Source organism: Pseudomonas sp. TYF_14 (assembly GCF_043105275.1).
In the GTDB taxonomy this organism is placed as follows: Bacteria; Pseudomonadota; Gammaproteobacteria; order Pseudomonadales; family Pseudomonadaceae; genus Aquipseudomonas; species Aquipseudomonas alloputida.
Window position 1 is genome coordinate 1 of record NZ_JBICLK010000038.1, and the last position, 19,827, is coordinate 19,827.

Genomic DNA, 19,827 nt, shown 5'->3' on the forward strand with positions numbered 1-19,827 from the left:
CGGAATGCGTGTTCGCAGAAATGCAGGCATGCATGTACGCAGAAATGCAGGAGCGGGTCTACCCGCGAACAAGCCAACACGAATCTAGAACTGCGAACCGGCCACTTCCTGCGCCACCCCCAGGAATGCCGCCGGCAACCGGGCCTGGCGCCGCTCCTTCAGGCAATACAGGTACTCATGCATCACCGGCGCATTTTCCAGCGCCAGCACCCGGAGTTCGGGATTGTGCGGCACCTCATGGCGGGCAATCACGCTGATGCCGATATTGCGCAGCACCGCTTCGCGGATCGACTCGCGGCTGCCGATTTCCATCATGGCGCTGGCCTTGACCCCAGCCTCCTGCATCATCTGCTCGGTCAGCTTGCGTGTGGTCGAGCCCTTCTCCCGCATCAGCAGGCAATGCCCCGACACCACCTCGATCGACACCGTCTGGCGATGGGCCAGCGGATGGTTGCGGTGCACCGCCACCACCAAAGGGTCAGTGCCCAGTATCCGCCGCACCAACCGTGCGTCCTCCACCCATTGCGACGACGCGGCAATGTCCACCCGGTAATCCTCGAGCATTTCCAGCACCTGCTGCGAGTTGCCGATCTCCACCGCCACTTCAACCTGCGGCAGGCGTTCGCGATAGATCTTGACCAGGTCGAGAATGTAGTAAGGCGCAGTGGCAGCAATGCGCAGGCTGCCCTGGGCCTGGCCACTGTTGCGCAGCTCGAACTCGATGTCGGCTTCCTGCTGCAGCAGCGCCTTGACCATCGGCAGCAGGCGTAAGCCCTCCTCGCTCAACACCAGGCGCCGCCCGCCGCGGTAGAACAGCTCCACGGCGTACTGGCCTTCCAGGCTGCGGATCTGCGTGGTCACCGTGGGCTGGCTGAGGCCAAGCTTCTTCGCCGCCTGGGTGATGCTGCCCAGACGGGCCACCATGTAGAAGGCCTTCAGCTCGGAACTCAGCATGTACGTCCTCTATTTGCGCAAAAGGCGCAAGCCGTTGAACACCACCAGCAAGCTCACGCCCATATCAGCGAACACCGCCATCCACATCGTGGCCATGCCGGCGAAGGTGATCGCCAGAAATATCGCCTTGATGCCCAACGCCAGCACGATGTTCTGCATGAGGATCGCCGCACTTTGGCGCGACAGCCTGACGAAGGCCGGGATTTTGCGCAAGTCATCGTCCATCAGCGCCACATCGGCCGTCTCGATGGCGGTGTCGGTGCCGGCAGCAGCCATGGCAAAACCGATTTCGGCGCGGGCCAGCGCCGGGGCGTCGTTGATGCCGTCACCGACCATGCCCACCCGATGGCCTTGTGCGTACAACGCCTCAATGGTTTTCAGCTTGTCGGCCGGTAACAGGTTGCCCTCGGCGCGGTCGATTCCCACCACGGCGGCAATGGCCTGCGCAGTATGCGGATTGTCACCGGTCAGCATGACAGTCTTGATACCCAGTTGATGCAATTCGGCGATCGCCTGACGGCTGCTGTCCTTGACCGTGTCGGCCACGGCGAACAGTGCCAGTGGCCCGGAGCGGTCAAGCAGCAGGACCACGGTCTTGCCCTGGCGCTCCAGCGCATCCAGTTGGGCCTCCAGCGCTGGCGAACACAGCCCCAGCTCCTCGACCAGGCGGTGGTTGCCCAAGTGGTAGACCTCACCGGCAATGACGCCACGCACGCCACGCCCGGCCAGCGCAACGAAGTCACTGACCTCGCTCAAGGCCAGGCCTTGCTGCTTGCCGAACTCGGCAATGGCGCGGGACACCGGGTGGTCCGAACGCTCGCCCAGGCTGGCCGCCAAGGCTTGCGCACGGTCTTCGAACAGCGGCGCCAGCACCTTGGCGTCGGTCTGCACCGGCTTGCCATGGGTGATGGTGCCGGTCTTGTCCAGGGCCAGGAAATCAAGGTGGCGGCCACCCTCCAGGTACACGCCACCCTTGATCAGGATGCCTTTGCGCGCGGCGGCGGCCAGGCCACTGACGATGGTCACCGGGGTCGAGATCACCAGCGCGCACGGGCAGGCCACCACCAGCAGCACCAAGGCGCGGTAAACCCAGTCGAACCAGGCGCCAGCCAGGAACAGCGGTGGTATCAGCGCCACGGCCAAGGCGATGGCGAACACCACCGGGGTGTAGATGCGCGAAAAACGGTCGACAAAGCGCTGGGTAGGCGCCCGCGCGCCTTGCGCTTCCTCCACCGCCTTGATGATCCGCGCCAGGGTCGACTGCCCGGCAGCGGCGGTGACGCGAAACTCCAGCGCCCCCGCCTGGTTGATGGTGCCAGCGAACAGCTTGTCACCCACCCCCTTCTCCACAGGCAGGCTTTCACCGGTAATCGGCGCCTGATCGACGCTGGATTGCCCGCGGGTCACTTCACCGTCCAGTCCGATGCGCTCACCGGGGCGCACCCGCACCAGTGCGCCGATGGCCACCTCACGCACGTCCAGCTCGCGCCACTGGCCATCGGCCTGCTGCACCGTGGCCATGTCCGGGGTCAGCTGCATCAACCCGCCAATGGCATTGCGCGCACGGTCCAGCGAGCGCGCTTCGATCAGTTCGGCAACGGTGAACAGCACCATCACCATAGCCGCTTCCGGCCACTGGCCGATCAATACGGCCCCCGTCACGGCGATACTCATCAGCGCATTGATGTTGAGGTTCCGGTTTTTCAGGGCAATCCAGCCCTTCTTGTAGGTACCCAGGCCGCAACCGAGGATCGCGGCAAGCGCCAGCCCCGCCACCACCCACTCAGGGGCCAGTGCAGCAAAGTGCACGATTTCGGCGGCGATCGCGGCGACGCCCGACAATGCCAGTGGCCACCAGTGGGCCTTGGCCGGTTGTGGCACGCTGGCACTGCCGTCGTCCTGGGCCGCAATCGGCTCGGCCTTCATGCCCAGGCTGTCGATCGCCCGCTCGATGTCGGCGGTGCCGTCCAGGGTGTGGCGCACGCCAAGCACGCGGTTGATCAGGTTGAATTCCAGCTGTTCGATACCGGCCAGCTTGCTCAGTTTGTCCTGAATCAGGGTCTGCTCGGTGGGGCAGTCCATGGCATCGATGCGGAAACGACTGAGTTGTGCCTGGGCACTGGCCGTTTCGCTCAGTTGCACCAGCGGCGGCGCGGTTTTGGCGCCGCAGCAGCTGTGGCCGTGGGCAGCATGGCCATGGTCGTCATCACCATGAGCGTGATCGTGCGGATGCTTGTGTTCGTGGCTGACAGGCTGGTTCATGGGGTCATCCTTAAATTGAGCCTGTTGCCAAGTGAACACCCTGTAGCCACTATAGGGTCAAGCCACTTGCTGGAGATTTCGTGATGAAGATCGGAGAACTGGCCAAAGCCACCGACTGCGCGGTGGAAACCATCCGCTACTACGAGCGTGAAAACCTGCTGCCAGAGCCGGCGCGCAGCGAGGGCAACTACCGGTTGTACACCCAGGCCCATGTGGAGCGGCTGACCTTCATCCGCAACTGCCGCACGCTGGACATGACCCTGGACGAAATTCGCAGCCTGCTACGCCTGCGCGACAGCCCCGACGACGCGTGCGGCAGCGTCAATGCGCTGATCGACGAGCATATCGAGCATGTTCAGGCGCGGATCGATGGCTTGGTGGCATTGCAAGAGCAGCTGGTGGAGCTGCGGCGGCGCTGCAACACGCAGGGGAGTGAATGCGCGATCTTGCAGCAATTGGAGACAAACGGGGCGGTATCGGTGCCGGATACCGAGCATTCGCATGTGGGGCGGAGTCATGGGCATTAAGCCAGAAGCTTCACGGGTGAACCCGCTCCTACATGGACCGCGCAGGACTTAGGCCTGTGCAGTACCCCGTAGGAGCGGGTTCACTCGCGAAGAGGTCAGTTCTAACAATAGAGATCTATCAGACCGCCATCGGCGCTGTCATCGGCGCATGGTGCTCATAGCCTTCCAGCCAGAAATCACTCGGTTCGATCTTCTCCAGCCACTCCGGCTCGTATTTACCAGTCTCGGCAAACGACGGCACACGGTCGCTGATCACCAGCTTCGGCGCTTCCAACGGCTCGCGCTTGAGCTGCTCGTTGAGCATGTCCAGGTGGTTTTCATACACATGGGCATCGCCGATGAAGTAGGTGAACCAGCGCGGTGTATAGCCGGTCAGGCGGCCAAACAGCGACAGCAGCGCCGCGCCTTCGGTGAGGTTGAACGGCGTGCCCAGCCCCAGGTCGTTGGAGCGGATGTAGAGGGTCAGGGAAATTTCCCTGGTCTCGACATTCGGGTGGAACTGGTACAGCAAGTGACACGGTGGCAGTGCCATTTCGTCCAGTTGCGCGCAGTTCCAGCCGTGGAACAGGATGCGGCGGCTACCCGGGTCGTTGGCGATGGTGTCCAGGCACTGGCGCACCTGGTCGATTGCCTTGTACAGGATGACGAACGCGACGCCGTCCTCTTCGTCCTGGGCAATACGGCGGAAACCGGCTTGCTCGGCCATTTCGATGGCCGCCGGGTTGCTCAGCGGGATGCGCTTGTAGCCCGGCCACTGGCGCCATTGCACGCCATAGATCTCGCCCAGGTCGTCATGGCCCTGACGGAACGGGTTGGCCAGCCACTGGGCGTTTTCGTTGGCGTTCTGGTCCCAGACCTTGCAGCCCAGCTCGCGGAACTCACCGGCGTTCTTCACGCCACGCAGGAAACCGACCATTTCACCGATCGCCGACTTGAACGCCAGCTTGCGCGTGGTAATGGCCGGAAAGCCCTTCTGCAGGTCGAAACGCAGCATCGCGCCCGGCAGGCTGATGGTGCGGATGCCGGTGCGGTTTCCCTGCAACGTGCCGTTATCAATGACGTCGCGGACCAGGTCCAGATACTGTTTCATGGCTTACCTGTAGCAAAAACGGCAGGGGGATGGCCCCTGCCGTGGGATTAATCAGGCGGGTTTCGCCGTGGGCTTGCGATTATAAGCCCACCAGATCAGACCGAGGCCAGCCAGGATCATCGGCACACAGAGAATCTGACCCATGGTCAGCCAGCCCCAGGCGATGTAACCCAGCTGAGCATCCGGCACCCGCACGAATTCGACGATGAAGCGGAAGATACCGTAGAACAGCGCGAACATGCCTGACACCGCCATGGTCGGCCGTGGCTTGCGCGAGAACAGCCACAGGATGACGAACAGCGCCACGCCCTCAAGGGCGAACTGGTACAGCTGCGACGGGTGGCGCGGCAACTGGGCCGGGTCGCTGAACGGCGGGAAGATCATCGCCCATGGCACGTCGGTGGGTTTGCCCCACAGTTCGGCGTTGATGAAGTTGCCGATACGCCCGGCACCCAGGCCAATCGGCACCAGCGGGGCGACGAAATCCATCAGCTCGAAGAACGACTTGTTGTTACGCTTGCCGAACCACAAGGCTGCCAGCATCACGCCGATGAAGCCGCCGTGGAACGACATACCGCCTTTCCACACCTCGAAGATCAGCGTCGGGTTGGCCAGGTAGGCGTGCAGGTCGTAGAACAGCACATAGCCCAGGCGACCGCCGACAATCACCCCCATCGACAGCCAGAACACCAGGTCGGACAGCTTCTCGCGGCTCCAGGTGGGGTCGAAGCGGTTGAGCCGGCGTGAGGCCAGCAACCAGGCACCGCCGATGCCGATCAGGTACATCAGGCCGTACCAATGGATTTTCAGCGGCCCGATGGCCAGGGCCACGGGGTCTATCTGCGGGTAAGGCAGCATGGAACTTCCTCTCGATTCAAATCAAAAAGCTGAGGCCAACACAGAACAGCAGGGCTGCGAACAGGCGTTTCAACAAACGGGGCGACAGCTTGTGCGCCAGGCGCGCGCCGAAGCGGGCGAAAAACATGCTGGTCACGGCAATGCCGACCAGGGCGGGCAGGTACACGTACCCCAGGCTGTGGGGCGGCAGGTGCTCCTCGTGCCAACCCAGCAGCATGAAGCTCAGGGCACTGGCTACAGCAATCGGCAGGCCACAGGCCGATGACGTGGCCACTGCCTGCTGCATGGGCAGGCTACGCCAGGTGAGGAACGGCACCGTCAGCGAACCACCGCCAATGCCAAAAATGGCCGAGGCCCAGCCAATCACGCCGCCTGCACCGATCAGCCCAGGTTTACCGGGGACGCCACGGCTGGCCTTGGGTTTGAGGTCAAGGGCCATCTGCGCGGCGATGACCAGGGCGAACACACCGATGATCTTTTGCAGCAGTGGGCCCTGGATCAGCGAAGCGGTCTTGGCACCGACACCGGCCCCCAGGAGGATGCCGATGGTCATCCAGATGAAGATCGGCCATTGCACCGCGCGCTTGCGGTGATGCTCCCGCACGGCGTTGATCGAGGTGAAGACGATGGTGGCCAGTGACGTGCCAACGGCCAGGTGGGTCAGCACCGAAGCGTCGAAACCCTGCAGGGTAAAGCTGAACACCAGCACCGGCACGATGATGATGCCGCCGCCCACGCCGAACAGCCCGGCCAGCACACCGGCACAGGCGCCCAACAACAGATAGAGCACGAATTCCATTCGGCATCCCCTAGAAATCAATCCGGCATGGTAACGGAAGCCGGGCTCGGGGCTCTAGTGAACTCTGTGTCAGGATGGATCCGCATCGTTCCTGTGGGTACAGTGACAAAAAAACACAGAGGCCCAACCTATGTGCCTGATCGTATTTGCCTGGCGGCCGGGGCACGCCCTGCCGCTGATCGTGGCGGCCAACCGCGACGAATTCTATGCCCGCCCCACTCAGCCCCTGGCGGCCTGGGAGGATGCACCTGGGGTGCATGCCGGGCGCGACCTGGAGGCAGGCGGTACCTGGCTGGGCGTAGGCCCACAGGGGCGCTTTGCCGCGCTGACCAACATCCGCGACCCGGGCCAGGCGCAGGGGCCCCGCTCGCGGGGTGAGCTGGTGGCGGCGTTTCTGCAGGGCGAGCTAGGGGTTGAGGCTTACCTGGACCAGGTGGCCAGCCGTAGCGGGCAGTACTCGGGGTTCAACCTGCTGGTGGGTGATGGGCAGCAACTGGGTTATCTGCATGCCCGTGAGGCCACGCCGCGCCTGCTGAAGGCTGGGGTTTACGGGCTTTCGAACGCCGGGCTGGATACACCGTGGCCGAAGCTGGTGAAGGCACGTGACGGGCTGGAAAACCTGCTGGACACGCCGGAGCCGCACAGGCTGCTGGCTTTGCTCGCGGATAACGAGCCCGCGGCTGATGGTGATCTACCCGAAACAGGCGTGGGGTTGGCAACCGAGAAGTTGCTATCGAGCGTCTTCATCGCCAGCCAGAATTACGGGACCCGGGCGAGCACAGTGCTCATTGTGGATGATCAGGGGCAAAGGCGGCTGGTTGAGCGCAGTTTCGGGCCTTTTGGCGGGCATTTGGGGGAAATTGAGTTGTTGGTCTGAGTATTTGATGTTGTCTGTTCGGGCCTCTTCGCGGGTGAACCCGCTCCTACAACGGCCTGGGTCCAACCCCAGATGTGTGTACGTGGTAGGAGCGGGTTCACCCGCGAAGAGGCCGGCACAGACAGCATCACCCTCACAGGGTTTTATTAGCCCCAGGCCCAATCATCCGCGCCAACCCAAGGTTCTTCAGGGCCAGTTGCAGCGAGCTGTGGATAACCTGCGGGTTGTCATGGCTCAAGGCCTCGGCCAGCAGTTCCTTGGCCTTGCCCATATTGATCTGGCGCAGCATCCACTTAACCTTCGGCAGGTTGGTGGCGTTCATCGACAGGCTGTCGAAGCCCATGGCCATCAACAGGACCGCCGCCGCCGGGTCACCGGCCATCTCGCCGCAGATGCTCACCGGCTTGCCTTCGCCATGGGCGTCGCGCACCACCGTGTTCAGCGCCTGCAGTACCGCCGGGTGCAGGTAATCGTACAGGTCGGCGACCCGCGGGTTGTTGCGGTCCACCGCCAGCAGGTACTGGGTCAGGTCGTTGGAGCCTACCGACAGGAAGTCCACCTGCCGCGCCAATTCCTTGGTCTGGTACACCGCCGCTGGAATTTCCACCATCACACCCACTGGTGGCATCGGTACATCGGTACCTTCGTCACGCACTTCACCCCAGGCGCGGTGGATCAGGTGCAGCGCCTCTTCCAGTTCGTGAATGCCGGAAATCATCGGCAGCAGGATGCGCAGGTTGTTCAGGCCCTCGCTGGCCTTGAGCATGGCGCGGGTCTGTACCAGGAAGATTTCCGGGTGGTCGAGGGTGACGCGGATGCCGCGCCAGCCGAGGAACGGGTTTTCTTCCTTGATGGGGAAGTACGACAGTGCCTTGTCGCCACCGATGTCGAGGGTACGCATGGTCACCGGCAGCGGGTGGAAGGCCGCCAGCTGCTCACGGTAGATGGCCAGCTGCTCTTTCTCACTGGGGAAACGCTGGTTGATCATGAACGGCACTTCGGTGCGGTACAGGCCTACCCCTTCGGCGCCGCGCTGCTGGGCACGGGCCACGTCAGCGAGCAGGCCGGTGTTGACCCACAGGGGCATGCGATGGCCGTCGGGGGTGACGCACGGAAGTTCGCGCAGTGCATCCAGCCCTTGGGCCAGCTGGCGTTCCTCCTCGACCACTTCGCTGTACTGCTTGCGCAGCACTTCGCTGGGGTTGGTGAACACCTCGCCCTTGTAGCCGTCGACGATCAGTTCAATACCGTCGACTTTGGAGTATGGCAGGTCGACCAGGCCCATCACCGTGGGGATGCCCATGGCCCGCGCGAGGATGGCGACGTGGGAGTTGCCCGAGCCGAGTACCGAGACCAGGCCGACCAGCTTGCCTTCCGGCACTTCACCGAGCATGGCCGGTGTCAGTTCCTCACTGACCAGGATGGTGTTGTCGGCATACACCAACGACTGCGAGCGCGCTTCCTGCAGGTAGGCCAAAAGGCGGCGCCCCAGGTCCTTGACGTCGGAGGCACGCTCACGCAGGTAGTCGTCGTCCATCAGCTCGAAGCGGTTGACGTGCTCACCAACCACCTGGCGCAGGGCGCCCTGGGCCCATTGGCCGGTCTTGATGACCTCGGTCACCTCTCCGCCCAGGGCTGCGTCTTCAAGCATCATCAGATAGACATCGAACAGCGCACGCTCTTCCGGGCGCAGCTGGGTGGCCAGTTTGGCCGACAGCTTGCGCATGTCGTCGCGCACACCTTCCAGGGCGTTCTGGAACAGCTTGAGTTCGGCGTCGATGTCATCGACGGTCTTGTCCGGGACCACTTCCAGGTCGGCCGGCGGCAACATCACCACCGCACGCCCCACCGCGGCACCAGGCGAACCCGGCACACCCACGAAGCGCGCTTCCTGAATACCTTTGCCCTGACGGCCCAGGCCACGGATCGAGCCGGTAGCCTCGGCGTGGGCGATAACCCCGGCAAGCTGGGCGCTCATGGTGACCAGGAAGGCTTCCTCGCCCTCGTCGAACTGGCGGCGCTCCTTTTGCTGGATGACCAGTACCCCGACCACACGGCGGTGGTGGATGATCGGCGCACCCAGGAAGGAGGCGAATTTCTCTTCGCCGGTTTCGGCAAAGTAGCGATAACGCGGGTGGTCGGCGGCGTTTTCCAGGTTCAGCGGCTCTTCCCGGGTACCGACCAGGCCAACCAGGCCTTCGTTGGGGGCCATGCTGACCTTGCCGATGGAGCGCTTGTTCAGGCCTTCGGTCGCCATCAGCACGAAGCGGTTGGTTTCCGGGTCGAGCAGGTAGACCGAGCAGACCTGGCTGCCCATGGCTTCCTTGACGCGCAAGACAATGATCCCCAACGCCGACTTGAGATCTTTGGCGGAGTTTACTTCCTGGACGATCTTGCGCAGCGTATTGAGCATGGCTCGGGGTCGAACTCCGTCGTCAGTCGCGCGTCAACAGACGCGGTGCTAGCTCTTTCAGGGCGCGCCGGTACACCTCGCGCTTGAATGTCACAACCTGGCCCAGCGGATACCAATAGCTCACCCAGCGCCAACCGTCGAATTCCGGCTTGCCGGTCAGGTCCATCCGCACCCGTTGTTCGTTGCTCACCAGGCGCAGCAGGAACCACTTCTGCTTCTGGCCGATGCACAGCGGCTGGCTGTGGGTACGTACCAATCGCTGGGGTAAACGATAACGCAACCAGCCACGGGTGCAGGCAAGAATTTCTACATCGTCGCGTTCAAGGCCAACTTCTTCGTTCAGCTCGCGGTACAGGGCATCTTCCGGCGTCTCGTCAGGGTTGATACCACCCTGGGGGAATTGCCAGGCATCCTGGTTGATCCGTCGAGCCCATAGCACCTGCCCGGCATCATTCGTGAGAATGATCCCGACATTGGGGCGAAAACCATCCGGGTCGATCACGGCAGCAACCTCGCAAACGCATGTCAACGCATTGTTCCACAAAGCTTGCGAGCGCAGCAACGCGCCCGCCAAGCTTATGTGCAGCTGCGTGAAAACTCCGTATTCTGCGGGCCTACCCTGTGGCTGATGCGAGTGACCGCGATGCGCCTGGCTTTATTCGACCTGGACAATACCCTCCTCGGTGGCGACAGCGACCATGCCTGGGGTGACTATCTTTGCGAGCGCGGCATTCTCGACCCGGTCGCCTACAAGCAACGCAACGACAGCTTCTACCAGGATTACCTCAATGGCACCCTGGACCTGCAGGCCTACCTGGCCTTTTCCATGGAGATCCTGGCGGCAACACCCATGGCCCGGCTCGACGAATGGCACCGCGATTTCATGCGCGACTGCATCGAGCCCATCGTCCTGCCCAAGGCCCTGGCCTTGCTGCAGCAGCACCGCGAGGCGGGCGACCAGCTGGTGATCATCACCGCTACCAACCGCTTCGTCACCGCACCGATCGCCCGGCGCCTGGGGGTGCGGGTGTTGCTGGCAACCGAATGCGAGGTGCGCGACGGCCGCTACACCGGGCGTAGTACCGATATACCGTGTTTCCGTGAAGGCAAAGTGACGCGGCTGGAGCGCTGGATGCTGGAGAACGGCTTTGATCTTGAGGACAGCTACTTCTATAGCGACTCGATGAATGACCTGCCGTTGTTGCAGCGGGTGACGCATGCAGTGGCAGTGGACCCGGCCCCGGACCTGCGGGCCGAGGCGGATAAGCGTGGGTGGCCGGTGATCTCGCTGCGGGATTGAGGTTTTCCGTGGCGGTCTTTTCGCGGGCACGCCCGCTCCCACAGGAATCACTACAGGCCTTGAGGGCTGCGCTGTACCTGTAGGAGCGGGTTCACCCGCGAATAGGCCGGCACAATCAGCACAAGACTGTCAGACCGGCTTGGCCCCCATCAGCCCGGCAATGGACAGGAAGCAAACCCCACTGAATACCGCCAGCGCCAGGGTAAACCGCAACCCTACCACCTCGGCCTTGCGCAGCCGGTTCAGCCGCACCAGCAGCCACCACACGGCAACCGCGCCAAATGTATAGATGACACTGGATGCCAACACCCAGGTCTGCCCCAGTGGCCAGCCCACCAGGTGTACCAGCCACCAGCCGGTGAACGGCATGCTCACCAGGCACAGGCCCATCACCAGCCAGACGAACACCAACGGCCGGCGCAGCAGCTTGGCGTAGGCTTCGGCATCGCCCTGGCGGCGGGCGCGCCAGGTCCAGATCGCCAGGCCCAGGGCGCCCAGAAGCAGCAGCGCGGTGGCGATGAGGTGCAGGGTCTTGAGCGTGGTCAGGTGTTCCATGTCTCGGTCGTCCTTAAACGGGCATTTTGCGGTCGCTTCTTCGCGGGCTTACCCGCTCCTGCCAAGGTATCTCAGGCCTTGAGGCCTGCGCAGTACCTGTGGGAGCGGGCAAGCCCGCGAACGGGCCATCAGCCCTAGCTTAGCCGCTCAGCCCAGGAACAGTTTGTAGGCCGGGTTCTCGGTCTCGTCCCAGTACGGGTAACCAATCTTGGCCAGCGCTGCCGGCACCAGGTGACGTTCGTCCTCCGGCACCTGCAGCCCCGCCACCACGCGCCCGTCAGCCGCGCCATGGTTGCGGTAGTGGAACATCGAGATGTTCCAGCGCCCGCCCAGCTTGTTGAGGAAGTTGAACAGTGCCCCTGGCCGCTCGGGGAATTCGAAGCGCAGCACCATTTCGTCGCTGGCACCGGCCGAGTGGCCGCCGACCATATGACGAATATGCAGCTTGGCCAATTCGTTGTCGGTCAGATCGGCAACCGGGAAGCCCTGTTCGGTCAGTTGCTGCACCAGCGCCGCGCGCGGGTCGTTTTCCGGGTGGGTCTGCACCCCAACGAAGATATGCGCTTCGTCAGAGGTGTGCTTGCGGTAGTTGAACTCGGTGATCTGACGCTTGCCGATAGCCTCGCAGAAGGCCTTGAAGCTACCCGGGCGCTCAGGGATGGTCACGGCGATGATCGCCTCGCGCTTTTCACCCAGCTCGGCACGTTCGGCCACATGGCGCAGGCGATCGAAATTGACGTTGGCACCGGAGTCGATGGCCACCAAGGTCTGGCCGCTGACGCCGTATAGCTCGACGTACTTCTTGATGCCCGCCACACCCAGCGCGCCAGCAGGCTCGGTGATCGAGCGGGTATCGTCGTAGATATCCTTGATTGCTGCGCAGATTTCATCGGTACTGACAGTGACGACTTCGTCCACATGGTGGCGGCAGATATCGAAGGTGTGCTGGCCAATCTGCGCCACCGCCACGCCATCGGCGAACAGCCCGACCTGCGGCAGCACCACACGCTCACCGGCAGCCATGGCCGCCTGCAGGCAGTTGGAATCGTCCGGCTCGACACCGATTATCTTGATTTCCGGGCGCAGGTACTTCACATAGGCAGCAATGCCGGCGATCAGGCCGCCACCGCCCACCGGCACAAAGATCGCATCCAGCCGGCCAGGGTGCTGGCGCAGGATTTCCATGGCGACGGTGCCCTGCCCGGCGATGGTGTGCGGATCGTCGTAAGGGTGAACGTAGACGAAGCCCTTTTCATCGACCAGTTTCAGCGAATAGGCCAGTGCCTCAGGGAACGAGTCGCCATGCAGCACCACCTTGCCACCGCGCGAGCGCACGCCTTCGACCTTGATCTCCGGAGTGGTCTTGGGCATCACGATGGTGGCCTTGATGCCCATTTCACGCGCGGCCAGGGCCAGGCCTTGGGCGTGGTTGCCGGCAGAGGCGGTCACCACCCCGCGGGCCAGTTCTTCCGGGCTCAGCTGGGCCAGCTTGTTATACGCGCCGCGGATCTTGAACGAGAATACTGGCTGCAGGTCTTCGCGCTTGAGCAGAATCTGGTTGCCCAGGCGCTTGCTCAGCTGCCCGGCGCTCTGCAACGGGGTTTCGACGGCAACGTCATAGACGCGCGAGGTGAGGATCTTCTTGACGTACTGTTCGAGCATCGGGAAAGCATCACTGGGCCGCGGGACGAGGGCTGGGAGTCTACCCCAGCGCTACGTCGGGCGACCACAGCAAAGCCGTGCGAGCCGTTATACTAGGCAACTTTGAAACCGCCCTGCCCCTTCCGGAGCCCGCATGACCCAGGACCAACTCAAACAGGCCGTCGCCCAGGCCGCTGTCGACTTCATTCTGCCCAAGCTGGATGAAAAGAGCGTCGTAGGCGTCGGTACCGGTTCGACCGCCAACTTCTTCATCGATGCCCTGGCTCAGCACAAGACCGCGTTCGACGGCGCAGTCGCCAGCTCCGAAGCCACTGCCCAGCGCCTGAAGGGCCATGGCATCCCGGTCTACGAACTGAACAGCGTAAGCGAGCTTGAGTTTTACGTGGACGGTGCCGACGAGAGCGACGCACACCTGCACCTGATCAAGGGCGGCGGCGCAGCGCTGACCCGCGAAAAGATCGTCGCGGCCGTGGCCAAGACCTTCATCTGCATCGCCGACGGCAGCAAGCTGGTGCCGGTACTGGGGGCCTTCCCGCTGCCGGTCGAAGTGATCCCCATGGCCCGCAGTCACGTGGCGCGTCAGCTGGTGAAGCTGGGTGGCGACCCGGTGTACCGTGAAGGCGTGGTCACCGACAACGGCAACGTGATCCTGGATGTGTACAACCTGCAGATCACCAACCCGGTGGAGCTGGAAGCGCAGATCAACGCCATCGTCGGCGTGGTGACCAACGGCCTGTTCGCGGCGCGGCCGGCGGATCTGCTGCTGCTGGGCACCGCTGAAGGCGTGAAGAGCCTGAAGGCCGAGTAAAACCCTTCGCGGGTAAACCCGCTCCTACAAGGTACCCCACCGGCCTGGAACCGTGGCGATCCCTGTAGGAGCGGGTTTACCCGCGAACAGGCCCTGACAGGCGATCAGTCAGTCGGCTGCTTGAACACATAGAACAGGTTCGGCTCACTGACCAGGTAAATGGTCCCCGCTTCATCCATCGCAATCCCCTCCGCCTGCGGCACCGTCGCCTGCAACCCCTGGAAACCCTTGCGCAACGACAAGGTACTCAGCGGCTGGCCCTGTACATCCAGCTCCAGCACCAACCGCGACTCGTCCGACAATGCCAGCAAATGCCCGCTGCGTTCATCGAACTGCAAGCTCGACAAATCCCGCACAAACAACCGTGAATCGCGCTTGCGGTCCTGCACCACATGCACGGCGTAGGGCTTCTCCGGATTGTCATGCGGGAAGCCATGCACCTCATAGATCAGCATCGGGTCACGCTCCTTCGCCACGAACAGGCGCTTGCCCGCCGAATCGTACGCCAGGCCCTCGAAGCCTTTGTTGCCATTGAGGCCAATACCCAACGTCAGCTGTTCGGCATCACCGGCATCGAGAAACATCGTGTCGTCTTCCAGCCGTACGCGAATCAGCCGTTGCTGACGCTCGTCGGTGATCACATAGCTGTTTGGCCCAACGTACTCAACAGCCTCCGGGTCGCCGAAGCCAGTCAGCGGCACACGGCGCAGGATACGGCCATCCAGCGACAGCTCGATCAGCTCCGAACGGGCGTTGGTGACCGTGAAGAGGGTTTTGCGGTCGGGGTCGTAGGTCAGCGCCGAAATGTCATCATCCAGCCCTTCGATCGGTTGCGCCTCCAGCACCACCCGGTAGCGATCCAGGCCAATGCTGCGCTCCACAGGCTGCCACCAGGTCTTGAGATTGAACCAGCCACGCTCGAACAGGCGAAACTCCTGCCCGGCCCAGCCAAGCAGCAGCAGAGCAAGGGCAGCCAGAACAAGGAACAGGCGAACAAAACGACGCATAGGGACAGACTCGACACAAGGATGGCGAATCTAATCATGAATGGCTGAAGCAAAGCTTAATGCAAGCGTCAGGCAATTCTGATGATGTTGTCAGTTCTTTTTGAATCGATAGAAAAGCGCCGGCTCGCTGACCATGTACAAGTTGCCCCTGTCGTCCATGGCCACCCCTTCAGCCCGCGGAATGGTGCCTTCAAGCCCGTTGAAGCCGCCCAGCAGCGTCATGAAGCTGACTTGCTGGCCCTGCTCGTCCAGCTCCAGCAGCATGTTGGAGTCGGCCGAAAGCACCAGCAAGTGGCCAGTACGCGGGTCGACACCCAGCGCAGACAGGTTGCGCAAGTCGAGTTCATCGCTAGGCAACGGCTGCTTCTCACCCTTGAGCGGGCTGCGGCCATCGGTGTTCCAGGTGTACAGCTTGGGCGGGCGCTCCTCGCCAATGATCAGGCGCTGGCGCAGCGGGTCCCAGGCGATGGCCTCGAAGCCCTTGTTGCTCTTGGCCGAAGGGCCCAGGTCGTGGCTCGGGAAGTCGTCGTGATTCAGTGCGGTGGTCTGCGCGTCCACCTTGACCACGGTCAGGTCATGCAGGCGCTCGTCGGTGATGGCCAGGTTGCCGTCTTCCAGCACCGCCACGCCTTCGGGGTTGTTCCAGCCGTTGAGCGGGATCTTGCGCAGTACATCGCCCTCCAGGCTCAGCTCGACCAGGAACGGGTTCTTGCCCATGACCGCGAACAGCGTGCGGGTCTGCGGGTTGAAGGCCACATCCGAGGCTTCATCATCGTCCATGCCCGGCAGCGGCTTGGCGTCGATGTCCACCTGGTAATCCGGCAGCCATACGCTTTCGCTGCGCTCGGCGGTGCTTTCGAAGCTTTCTTTTACCCACAGTGCACCGCGGTCATCCCAGTGCATGGCCACGGCCACGCCATAGCCAATCACCGCCGCCACGGCCAGGCCGAAGGGCCAGCGCAGGTAGAAGCGACGCTTGGGAGTTGCCGGGGCGCTGGAGGAGGATGGCATGCGGTGATCCTGGGAAAATGGGCGTAGGTGCGCGCATTATCCGGATTGGGTGTGAAAAATCGGTAAACAGGGCCGGCCTCTTCGCCGGTAAACCCGTGCCCAAGGTACTGCACAGTATTCAAGGCCCTGTGCAACCCCTGTAGGAGCGGGTTTACCCGCGAAGAAAGCGACGCGGTTTCGAGTCAAAGCACCCGGCTTTCGAAGCGGCTCACACCCGGCAGCTCCAGCACCAGCTCGTCACCGACATTGAACGGCCCGACGCCGGCCGGGGTACCGGTGAGGATCACATCCCCCGCTTGTAGCGAGAAATGCGCTGCCATGTACTGAATCATCGGCACGATCGGGTTCAGCATCATCGCGCTATTACCATCCTGGCGTACTTCGCCGTTCACGGTCAGGCGCACCGGGATGTCTGTCACGTCCTCGAAGCTGGCGGCCGAGACGAACGGTGGCAGCACGCAAGCGCCGTCAAAGCACTTGGCCAGCTCCCAGGGCAGCCCCTTTTCCTTCAGTTTGGCCTGCACGTCGCGCAGGGTCAGGTCCAGCGCCGGTGCGTAACCGGAAATGGCGTCCAGCACCTCTTCCTCGCTCGGGTGGGTCGACAGCGGCTTGCCCAGCAGCACGGCGATTTCAACCTCATAGTGCACCGACCCGCGCTCGGCCGGGATCTTGAAGCCACCTTCGGCCGGCACCACGCAGCTGCCTGGCTTGATGAACAGCAGCGGCTCGGTGGGGATCGGGTTGTCCAGTTCCTTGGCATGCTCGGCATAGTTACGGCCGATGCACACCACCTTGCCCAAGGGGAAGTGAATGCGCGTGCCGTCTACGTACTGGTGCTGGTAACTCATGGCCGACTCCTTCTGGATACTGCTTTTTATTCAGGTGCGAAGATCTTACCCGGATTCATGATGCCGTTAGGGTCGAACACGGCCTTTATTGCCTTCATGCAGGCGATTTCTTCGGGGGAACGGCTGTAGCCCAGGTAGTCGCGCTTGGTCATGCCCACGCCATGCTCGGCAGAAATCGACCCGTTGTAACGCTCGACGATCTCGAACACCCACTTGTTGACCTTGGCACACGAAGCGAAGAAGTCGTCCTTGCTCATATGCTCAGGCTTGAGGATGTTCAGGTGCAGGTTGCCGTCACCAATATGGCCGTACCACACCACTTCATAGTCCGGATAATGTTCAGAGACGATGGCGTCGATATCGCGCAGGAACGCAGGCACTTTCGAGACGGTGACGGAAATGTCGTTCTTGTACGGTGTCCAGTGCGAAATGGTTTCCGACAGGTACTCGCGCAGCTTCCACAGGTTTTTCAGCTGGGTTTCGCTCTGGCTCATCACCCCATCCAGCACCCAACCCTGCTCGACGCAGTGCTCGAAGGTAGCCAATGCTTCGTTGGCCACGTCTTCAGTGCTGGCCTCGAACTCAAGCAGCGCATAGAACGGGCAATCCGTCGCGAAGGGCGCAGGCACATCGCCGCGGGCGAGGATCTTGGCCAACCCCTTGTCGGAGAAGAACTCGAAAGCGGTCAGGTCCAGCTTGCCCTGGAAGGCGTGCAGCACCGGCATGATCGAGTCGAAGTCCGGTGTGCCCAGCACCATGGCGGTGAGGTTGCGCGGTGCGCGGTCCAGGCGCATGGTGGCCTCGACCACGAAGCCCAGCGTACCCTCGGCACCAATGAACAGCTGGCGCAGGTCGTAGCCGGTGGCGTTCTTGATCAGGTCTTTGTTCAGCTCCAGCAACTCGCCCTTGCCGGTGACCACTTTCAGCCCGGCCACCCAGTTGCGGGTCATACCGTAACGAATCACCTTGATCCCGCCGGCGTTGGTGCCGATATTGCCGCCAATCTGGCTGGAACCGCTGGAAGCGAAGTCCACCGGGTAATAAAGGCCTTGCTCTTCGGCGTAGGTTTGCAGCTGGCGGGTGACGACCCCTGGCTGGCAAACCACAGTACGGTCGAAAGCATTGAAGCCAAGGATCTGGTTCATGTAGTCGAAGGCGACGACAACCTCGCCATTGGCCGCCACGGCGCCGGCAGAAAGCCCGGTGCGCCCGCCAGAGGGCACCAGCGCCACCTTGTGCGCATTGGCCCAGTGCACAATGGCTTGCACCTGTTCTATCGTTTTGGGAAAGACTATGGCGCTGGGCGCAGGCGGGTAATGCTTGGTCCAGTCCTTGCCATACGCTTCGAGGGAAACCGGGTCAGTCAGGACCTTGCCAGGGTCGACAAGGGTCATCAGTTCTTCAATAACAGCGGGGTGGGTCATCGCTGGAACTCTCGACTTATTCATGGTCACCCTGAGCACTCTTCACCTGTCGGGATAAGCTCAGATTGTGTCGCGTATGCTAGCATAGCCCTCCCGCTGTTCATGCTAAGGCTGCCCTCGCGCCTGGCATCACCCCTCGCCAATTTATCTCCGGGATACAGGTTTACGCAGATGAGCAAGACTTCTCTCGACAAGAGCAAGATCCGGTTCCTTCTTCTTGAAGGTGTGCACCAGAACGCGGTCGATACCCTCAAGGCCGCCGGCTACACCAACATCGAATACCTCACTGGTTCGTTGCCGGAAGCCGAGCTGAAGGAAAAGATCGCCGATGCCCACTTCATCGGCATCCGTTCGCGTACCCAGCTCACCGAAGAGATCTTCGACTGTGCCAAGAAACTGGTCGCAGTTGGCTGCTTCTGCATCGGCACCAACCAGGTTGACCTGGAAGCTGCCCGCGCGCGCGGTATCGCCGTGTTCAACGCGCCATACTCCAACACCCGCTCGGTGGCCGAGCTGGTACTGGCCGAAGCCATCCTGCTGCTGCGCGGCATCCCAGAGAAGAACGCCTCCTGCCACCGTGGCGGCTGGATCAAGAGCGCGGCCAACTCGTTCGAAATCCGCGGCAAGAAACTGGGCATCGTCGGCTACGGCTCGATTGGTACCCAGCTTTCGGTACTGGCTGAGAACATGGGCATGCAGGTGTACTTCTTCGACCCGCTGACCAAGCTGCCACTGGGCAACGCCGTGCAGGTCACCAGCCTGAACGAGCTGCTGGGCCTGGCTGACATCGTCTCGCTGCACGTGCCTGAGCTGCCATCCACCCAGTGGATGATCGGCGAGAAGGAAATCCGCTCGATGAAGAAGGGCGCGATCCTGATCAACGCCGCCCGTGGCACCGTGGTCGAGCTGGACCACCTGGCCGCTGCCATCAAGGACAAGCACCTGATCGGCGCCGCCATCGACGTGTTCCCGGTCGAGCCACGCTCCAACGATGAAGAGTTCGAGAGCCCGCTGCGCGGCCTCGACAACGTGATCCTGACGCCGCACATTGGTGGTTCCACCGCCGAAGCCCAGGCCAACATCGGCCTGGAAGTGGCCGAGAAACTGGTCAAGTACAGCGACAACGGTACCTCGGTGTCCTCGGTCAACTTCCCGGAAGTGGCCCTGCCAGCGCACCCAGGCAAACACCGTCTGCTGCACATTCACGAAAACATCCCGGGCGTGCTCAGCGAGATCAACAAGGTCTTCGCCGAGAACGGTATCAACATCTCCGGTCAGTTCCTGCAGACCAACGAGAAAGTCGGTTACGTGGTAATCGATGTTGACGCCGAGTACTCGGACCTGGCGCAGGAAAAACTGCAACAGGTCAAAGGCACCATCCGTTCGCGCGTCCTGTTCTAAGGTCGCTGGCGGTATGAAAAAGGGAGGCCCT

Annotated in this window: 18 protein-coding genes; 5 read left to right on the forward strand and 13 right to left on the reverse strand. The window is 62.4% G+C overall.

Features of this window, described 5'->3' with window-relative positions:
- Window positions 1–84: 84 nt before the first annotated feature.
- Together ACF8O8_RS12685 and ACF8O8_RS12690 are read right to left on the reverse strand one after the other, a co-directional pair.
- The gene (locus ACF8O8_RS12685; RefSeq protein ID WP_010955674.1) at window positions 85–954 is read right to left on the reverse strand and encodes a LysR family transcriptional regulator; all 870 of its coding nucleotides are present in this window, start codon (window positions 952–954) and stop codon (window positions 85–87) included.
- A gap of 9 nt (window positions 955–963) precedes the next feature.
- Window positions 964–3,216, reverse strand: a complete 2,253-nt coding sequence (locus ACF8O8_RS12690) for a heavy metal translocating P-type ATPase (RefSeq protein ID WP_392509781.1) — start codon at window positions 3,214–3,216, stop codon at window positions 964–966.
- A gap of 83 nt (window positions 3,217–3,299) precedes the next feature.
- On the opposite strand from ACF8O8_RS12690, the gene cadR reads away from it, so the two are divergent.
- On the forward strand, window positions 3,300–3,743 hold the full coding sequence (gene cadR, locus ACF8O8_RS12695) for a cadmium resistance transcriptional regulator CadR (protein ID WP_003249034.1): 444 nt from the start codon (window positions 3,300–3,302) through the stop codon (window positions 3,741–3,743).
- 118 nt (window positions 3,744–3,861) lie between these two features.
- Here cadR and ACF8O8_RS12700 read toward each other — a convergent pair whose 3' ends face one another.
- Genes ACF8O8_RS12700 through ACF8O8_RS12710 form a run of 3 tightly spaced genes read right to left on the reverse strand, consistent with a single transcriptional unit; the run spans window position 3,862 to window position 6,490 of the window.
- Entirely contained in the window at window positions 3,862–4,833 is a 972-nt protein-coding gene (locus ACF8O8_RS12700) for a thymidylate synthase (RefSeq protein ID WP_003249029.1), read from the reverse strand.
- Between the two features lie 51 nt (window positions 4,834–4,884).
- Window positions 4,885–5,691, reverse strand: coding sequence for a prolipoprotein diacylglyceryl transferase (gene lgt, locus ACF8O8_RS12705; RefSeq protein WP_003249027.1), 807 nt, complete (start codon window positions 5,689–5,691; stop codon window positions 4,885–4,887).
- A 16-nt stretch (window positions 5,692–5,707) separates the two neighbouring features.
- Window positions 5,708–6,490 (reverse strand): sulfite exporter TauE/SafE family protein, encoded by a 783-nt coding sequence (locus ACF8O8_RS12710; RefSeq protein WP_003249024.1) that lies wholly within the window; start codon window positions 6,488–6,490, stop codon window positions 5,708–5,710.
- Window positions 6,491–6,620: 130 nt separating this feature from the next.
- Here ACF8O8_RS12710 and ACF8O8_RS12715 point away from each other — a divergent pair, with 130 nt between their 5' ends.
- Window positions 6,621–7,367 (forward strand): NRDE family protein, encoded by a 747-nt coding sequence (locus ACF8O8_RS12715; protein ID WP_020190330.1) that lies wholly within the window; start codon window positions 6,621–6,623, stop codon window positions 7,365–7,367.
- A gap of 133 nt (window positions 7,368–7,500) precedes the next feature.
- On the opposite strand, the gene ptsP is transcribed toward ACF8O8_RS12715, so the two are convergent.
- On the reverse strand, window positions 7,501–9,780 hold the full coding sequence (gene ptsP / locus ACF8O8_RS12720) for a phosphoenolpyruvate--protein phosphotransferase (RefSeq protein ID WP_003249020.1): 2,280 nt from the start codon (window positions 9,778–9,780) through the stop codon (window positions 7,501–7,503).
- A 22-nt stretch (window positions 9,781–9,802) separates the two neighbouring features.
- Window positions 9,803–10,282, reverse strand: a complete 480-nt coding sequence (locus tag ACF8O8_RS12725) for an RNA pyrophosphohydrolase (RefSeq protein WP_003249017.1) — start codon at window positions 10,280–10,282, stop codon at window positions 9,803–9,805.
- Window positions 10,283–10,423: 141 nt separating this feature from the next.
- Here ACF8O8_RS12725 and ACF8O8_RS12730 point away from each other — a divergent pair, with 141 nt between their 5' ends.
- Window positions 10,424–11,080 carry an HAD family phosphatase gene (locus tag ACF8O8_RS12730; RefSeq protein ID WP_010955680.1) on the forward strand — a complete coding sequence of 219 codons (657 nt, stop codon included), beginning with the start codon at window positions 10,424–10,426 and terminating at the stop codon, window positions 11,078–11,080.
- 129 nt (window positions 11,081–11,209) lie between these two features.
- Here the strand turns inward: ACF8O8_RS12730 and ACF8O8_RS12735 are convergent, their stop codons facing one another.
- Together ACF8O8_RS12735 and ilvA are read right to left on the reverse strand one after the other, a co-directional pair.
- The gene (locus ACF8O8_RS12735; protein ID WP_392509782.1) at window positions 11,210–11,635 is read right to left on the reverse strand and encodes a DUF2269 family protein; all 426 of its coding nucleotides are present in this window, start codon (window positions 11,633–11,635) and stop codon (window positions 11,210–11,212) included.
- 147 nt (window positions 11,636–11,782) lie between these two features.
- On the reverse strand, window positions 11,783–13,297 hold the full coding sequence (gene ilvA / locus ACF8O8_RS12740; protein WP_392509783.1) for a threonine ammonia-lyase, biosynthetic: 1,515 nt from the start codon (window positions 13,295–13,297) through the stop codon (window positions 11,783–11,785).
- A gap of 133 nt (window positions 13,298–13,430) precedes the next feature.
- Here ilvA and rpiA point away from each other — a divergent pair, with 133 nt between their 5' ends.
- On the forward strand, window positions 13,431–14,105 hold the full coding sequence (gene rpiA, locus ACF8O8_RS12745; protein WP_003249004.1) for a ribose-5-phosphate isomerase RpiA: 675 nt from the start codon (window positions 13,431–13,433) through the stop codon (window positions 14,103–14,105).
- 104 nt (window positions 14,106–14,209) lie between these two features.
- Here the strand turns inward: rpiA and ACF8O8_RS12750 are convergent, their stop codons facing one another.
- The 4 genes from ACF8O8_RS12750 to ACF8O8_RS12765 form a co-directional block, all read right to left on the reverse strand.
- Window positions 14,210–15,112, reverse strand: coding sequence for an SdiA-regulated domain-containing protein (locus ACF8O8_RS12750; RefSeq protein ID WP_010955683.1), 903 nt, complete (start codon window positions 15,110–15,112; stop codon window positions 14,210–14,212).
- Window positions 15,113–15,202: 90 nt separating this feature from the next.
- Window positions 15,203–16,123, reverse strand: a complete 921-nt coding sequence (locus ACF8O8_RS12755; protein WP_350298459.1) for an SdiA-regulated domain-containing protein — start codon at window positions 16,121–16,123, stop codon at window positions 15,203–15,205.
- A gap of 182 nt (window positions 16,124–16,305) precedes the next feature.
- Entirely contained in the window at window positions 16,306–16,971 is a 666-nt protein-coding gene (locus tag ACF8O8_RS12760; protein ID WP_010955685.1) for a fumarylacetoacetate hydrolase family protein, read from the reverse strand.
- Window positions 16,972–16,997: 26 nt separating this feature from the next.
- The gene (locus tag ACF8O8_RS12765) at window positions 16,998–18,395 is read right to left on the reverse strand and encodes an FAD-binding oxidoreductase (RefSeq protein ID WP_020189952.1); all 1,398 of its coding nucleotides are present in this window, start codon (window positions 18,393–18,395) and stop codon (window positions 16,998–17,000) included.
- 171 nt (window positions 18,396–18,566) lie between these two features.
- Here ACF8O8_RS12765 and serA point away from each other — a divergent pair, with 171 nt between their 5' ends.
- On the forward strand, window positions 18,567–19,796 hold the full coding sequence (gene serA, locus ACF8O8_RS12770) for a phosphoglycerate dehydrogenase (protein WP_003248995.1): 1,230 nt from the start codon (window positions 18,567–18,569) through the stop codon (window positions 19,794–19,796).
- Window positions 19,797–19,827: the final 31 nt, after the last annotated feature.

Coding starts and splice junctions, on each gene's coding strand:
- serA (WP_003248995.1), top strand. CDS start 18,567: ATGAGCAAGACTTCTCTCGACAAGAGCAAGATCCGGTTCCTTCTTCTT.
- ACF8O8_RS12765 (WP_020189952.1), bottom strand. CDS start 18,395: ATGACCCACCCCGCTGTTATTGAAGAACTGATGACCCTTGTCGACCCT.
- ACF8O8_RS12710 (WP_003249024.1), bottom strand. CDS start 6,490: ATGGAATTCGTGCTCTATCTGTTGTTGGGCGCCTGTGCCGGTGTGCTG.
- ACF8O8_RS12735 (WP_392509782.1), bottom strand. CDS start 11,635: ATGGAACACCTGACCACGCTCAAGACCCTGCACCTCATCGCCACCGCG.
- ACF8O8_RS12685 (WP_010955674.1), bottom strand. CDS start 954: ATGCTGAGTTCCGAGCTGAAGGCCTTCTACATGGTGGCCCGTCTGGGC.
- rpiA (WP_003249004.1), top strand. CDS start 13,431: ATGACCCAGGACCAACTCAAACAGGCCGTCGCCCAGGCCGCTGTCGAC.
- ACF8O8_RS12730 (WP_010955680.1), top strand. CDS start 10,424: ATGCGCCTGGCTTTATTCGACCTGGACAATACCCTCCTCGGTGGCGAC.
- ACF8O8_RS12715 (WP_020190330.1), top strand. CDS start 6,621: ATGTGCCTGATCGTATTTGCCTGGCGGCCGGGGCACGCCCTGCCGCTG.
- ACF8O8_RS12760 (WP_010955685.1), bottom strand. CDS start 16,971: ATGAGTTACCAGCACCAGTACGTAGACGGCACGCGCATTCACTTCCCC.
- ACF8O8_RS12690 (WP_392509781.1), bottom strand. CDS start 3,216: ATGAACCAGCCTGTCAGCCACGAACACAAGCATCCGCACGATCACGCT.
- ACF8O8_RS12755 (WP_350298459.1), bottom strand. CDS start 16,123: ATGCCATCCTCCTCCAGCGCCCCGGCAACTCCCAAGCGTCGCTTCTAC.
- ACF8O8_RS12750 (WP_010955683.1), bottom strand. CDS start 15,112: ATGCGTCGTTTTGTTCGCCTGTTCCTTGTTCTGGCTGCCCTTGCTCTG.
- ptsP (WP_003249020.1), bottom strand. CDS start 9,780: ATGCTCAATACGCTGCGCAAGATCGTCCAGGAAGTAAACTCCGCCAAA.
- ilvA (WP_392509783.1), bottom strand. CDS start 13,297: ATGCTCGAACAGTACGTCAAGAAGATCCTCACCTCGCGCGTCTATGAC.
- cadR (WP_003249034.1), top strand. CDS start 3,300: ATGAAGATCGGAGAACTGGCCAAAGCCACCGACTGCGCGGTGGAAACC.
- ACF8O8_RS12700 (WP_003249029.1), bottom strand. CDS start 4,833: ATGAAACAGTATCTGGACCTGGTCCGCGACGTCATTGATAACGGCACG.
- lgt (WP_003249027.1), bottom strand. CDS start 5,691: ATGCTGCCTTACCCGCAGATAGACCCCGTGGCCCTGGCCATCGGGCCG.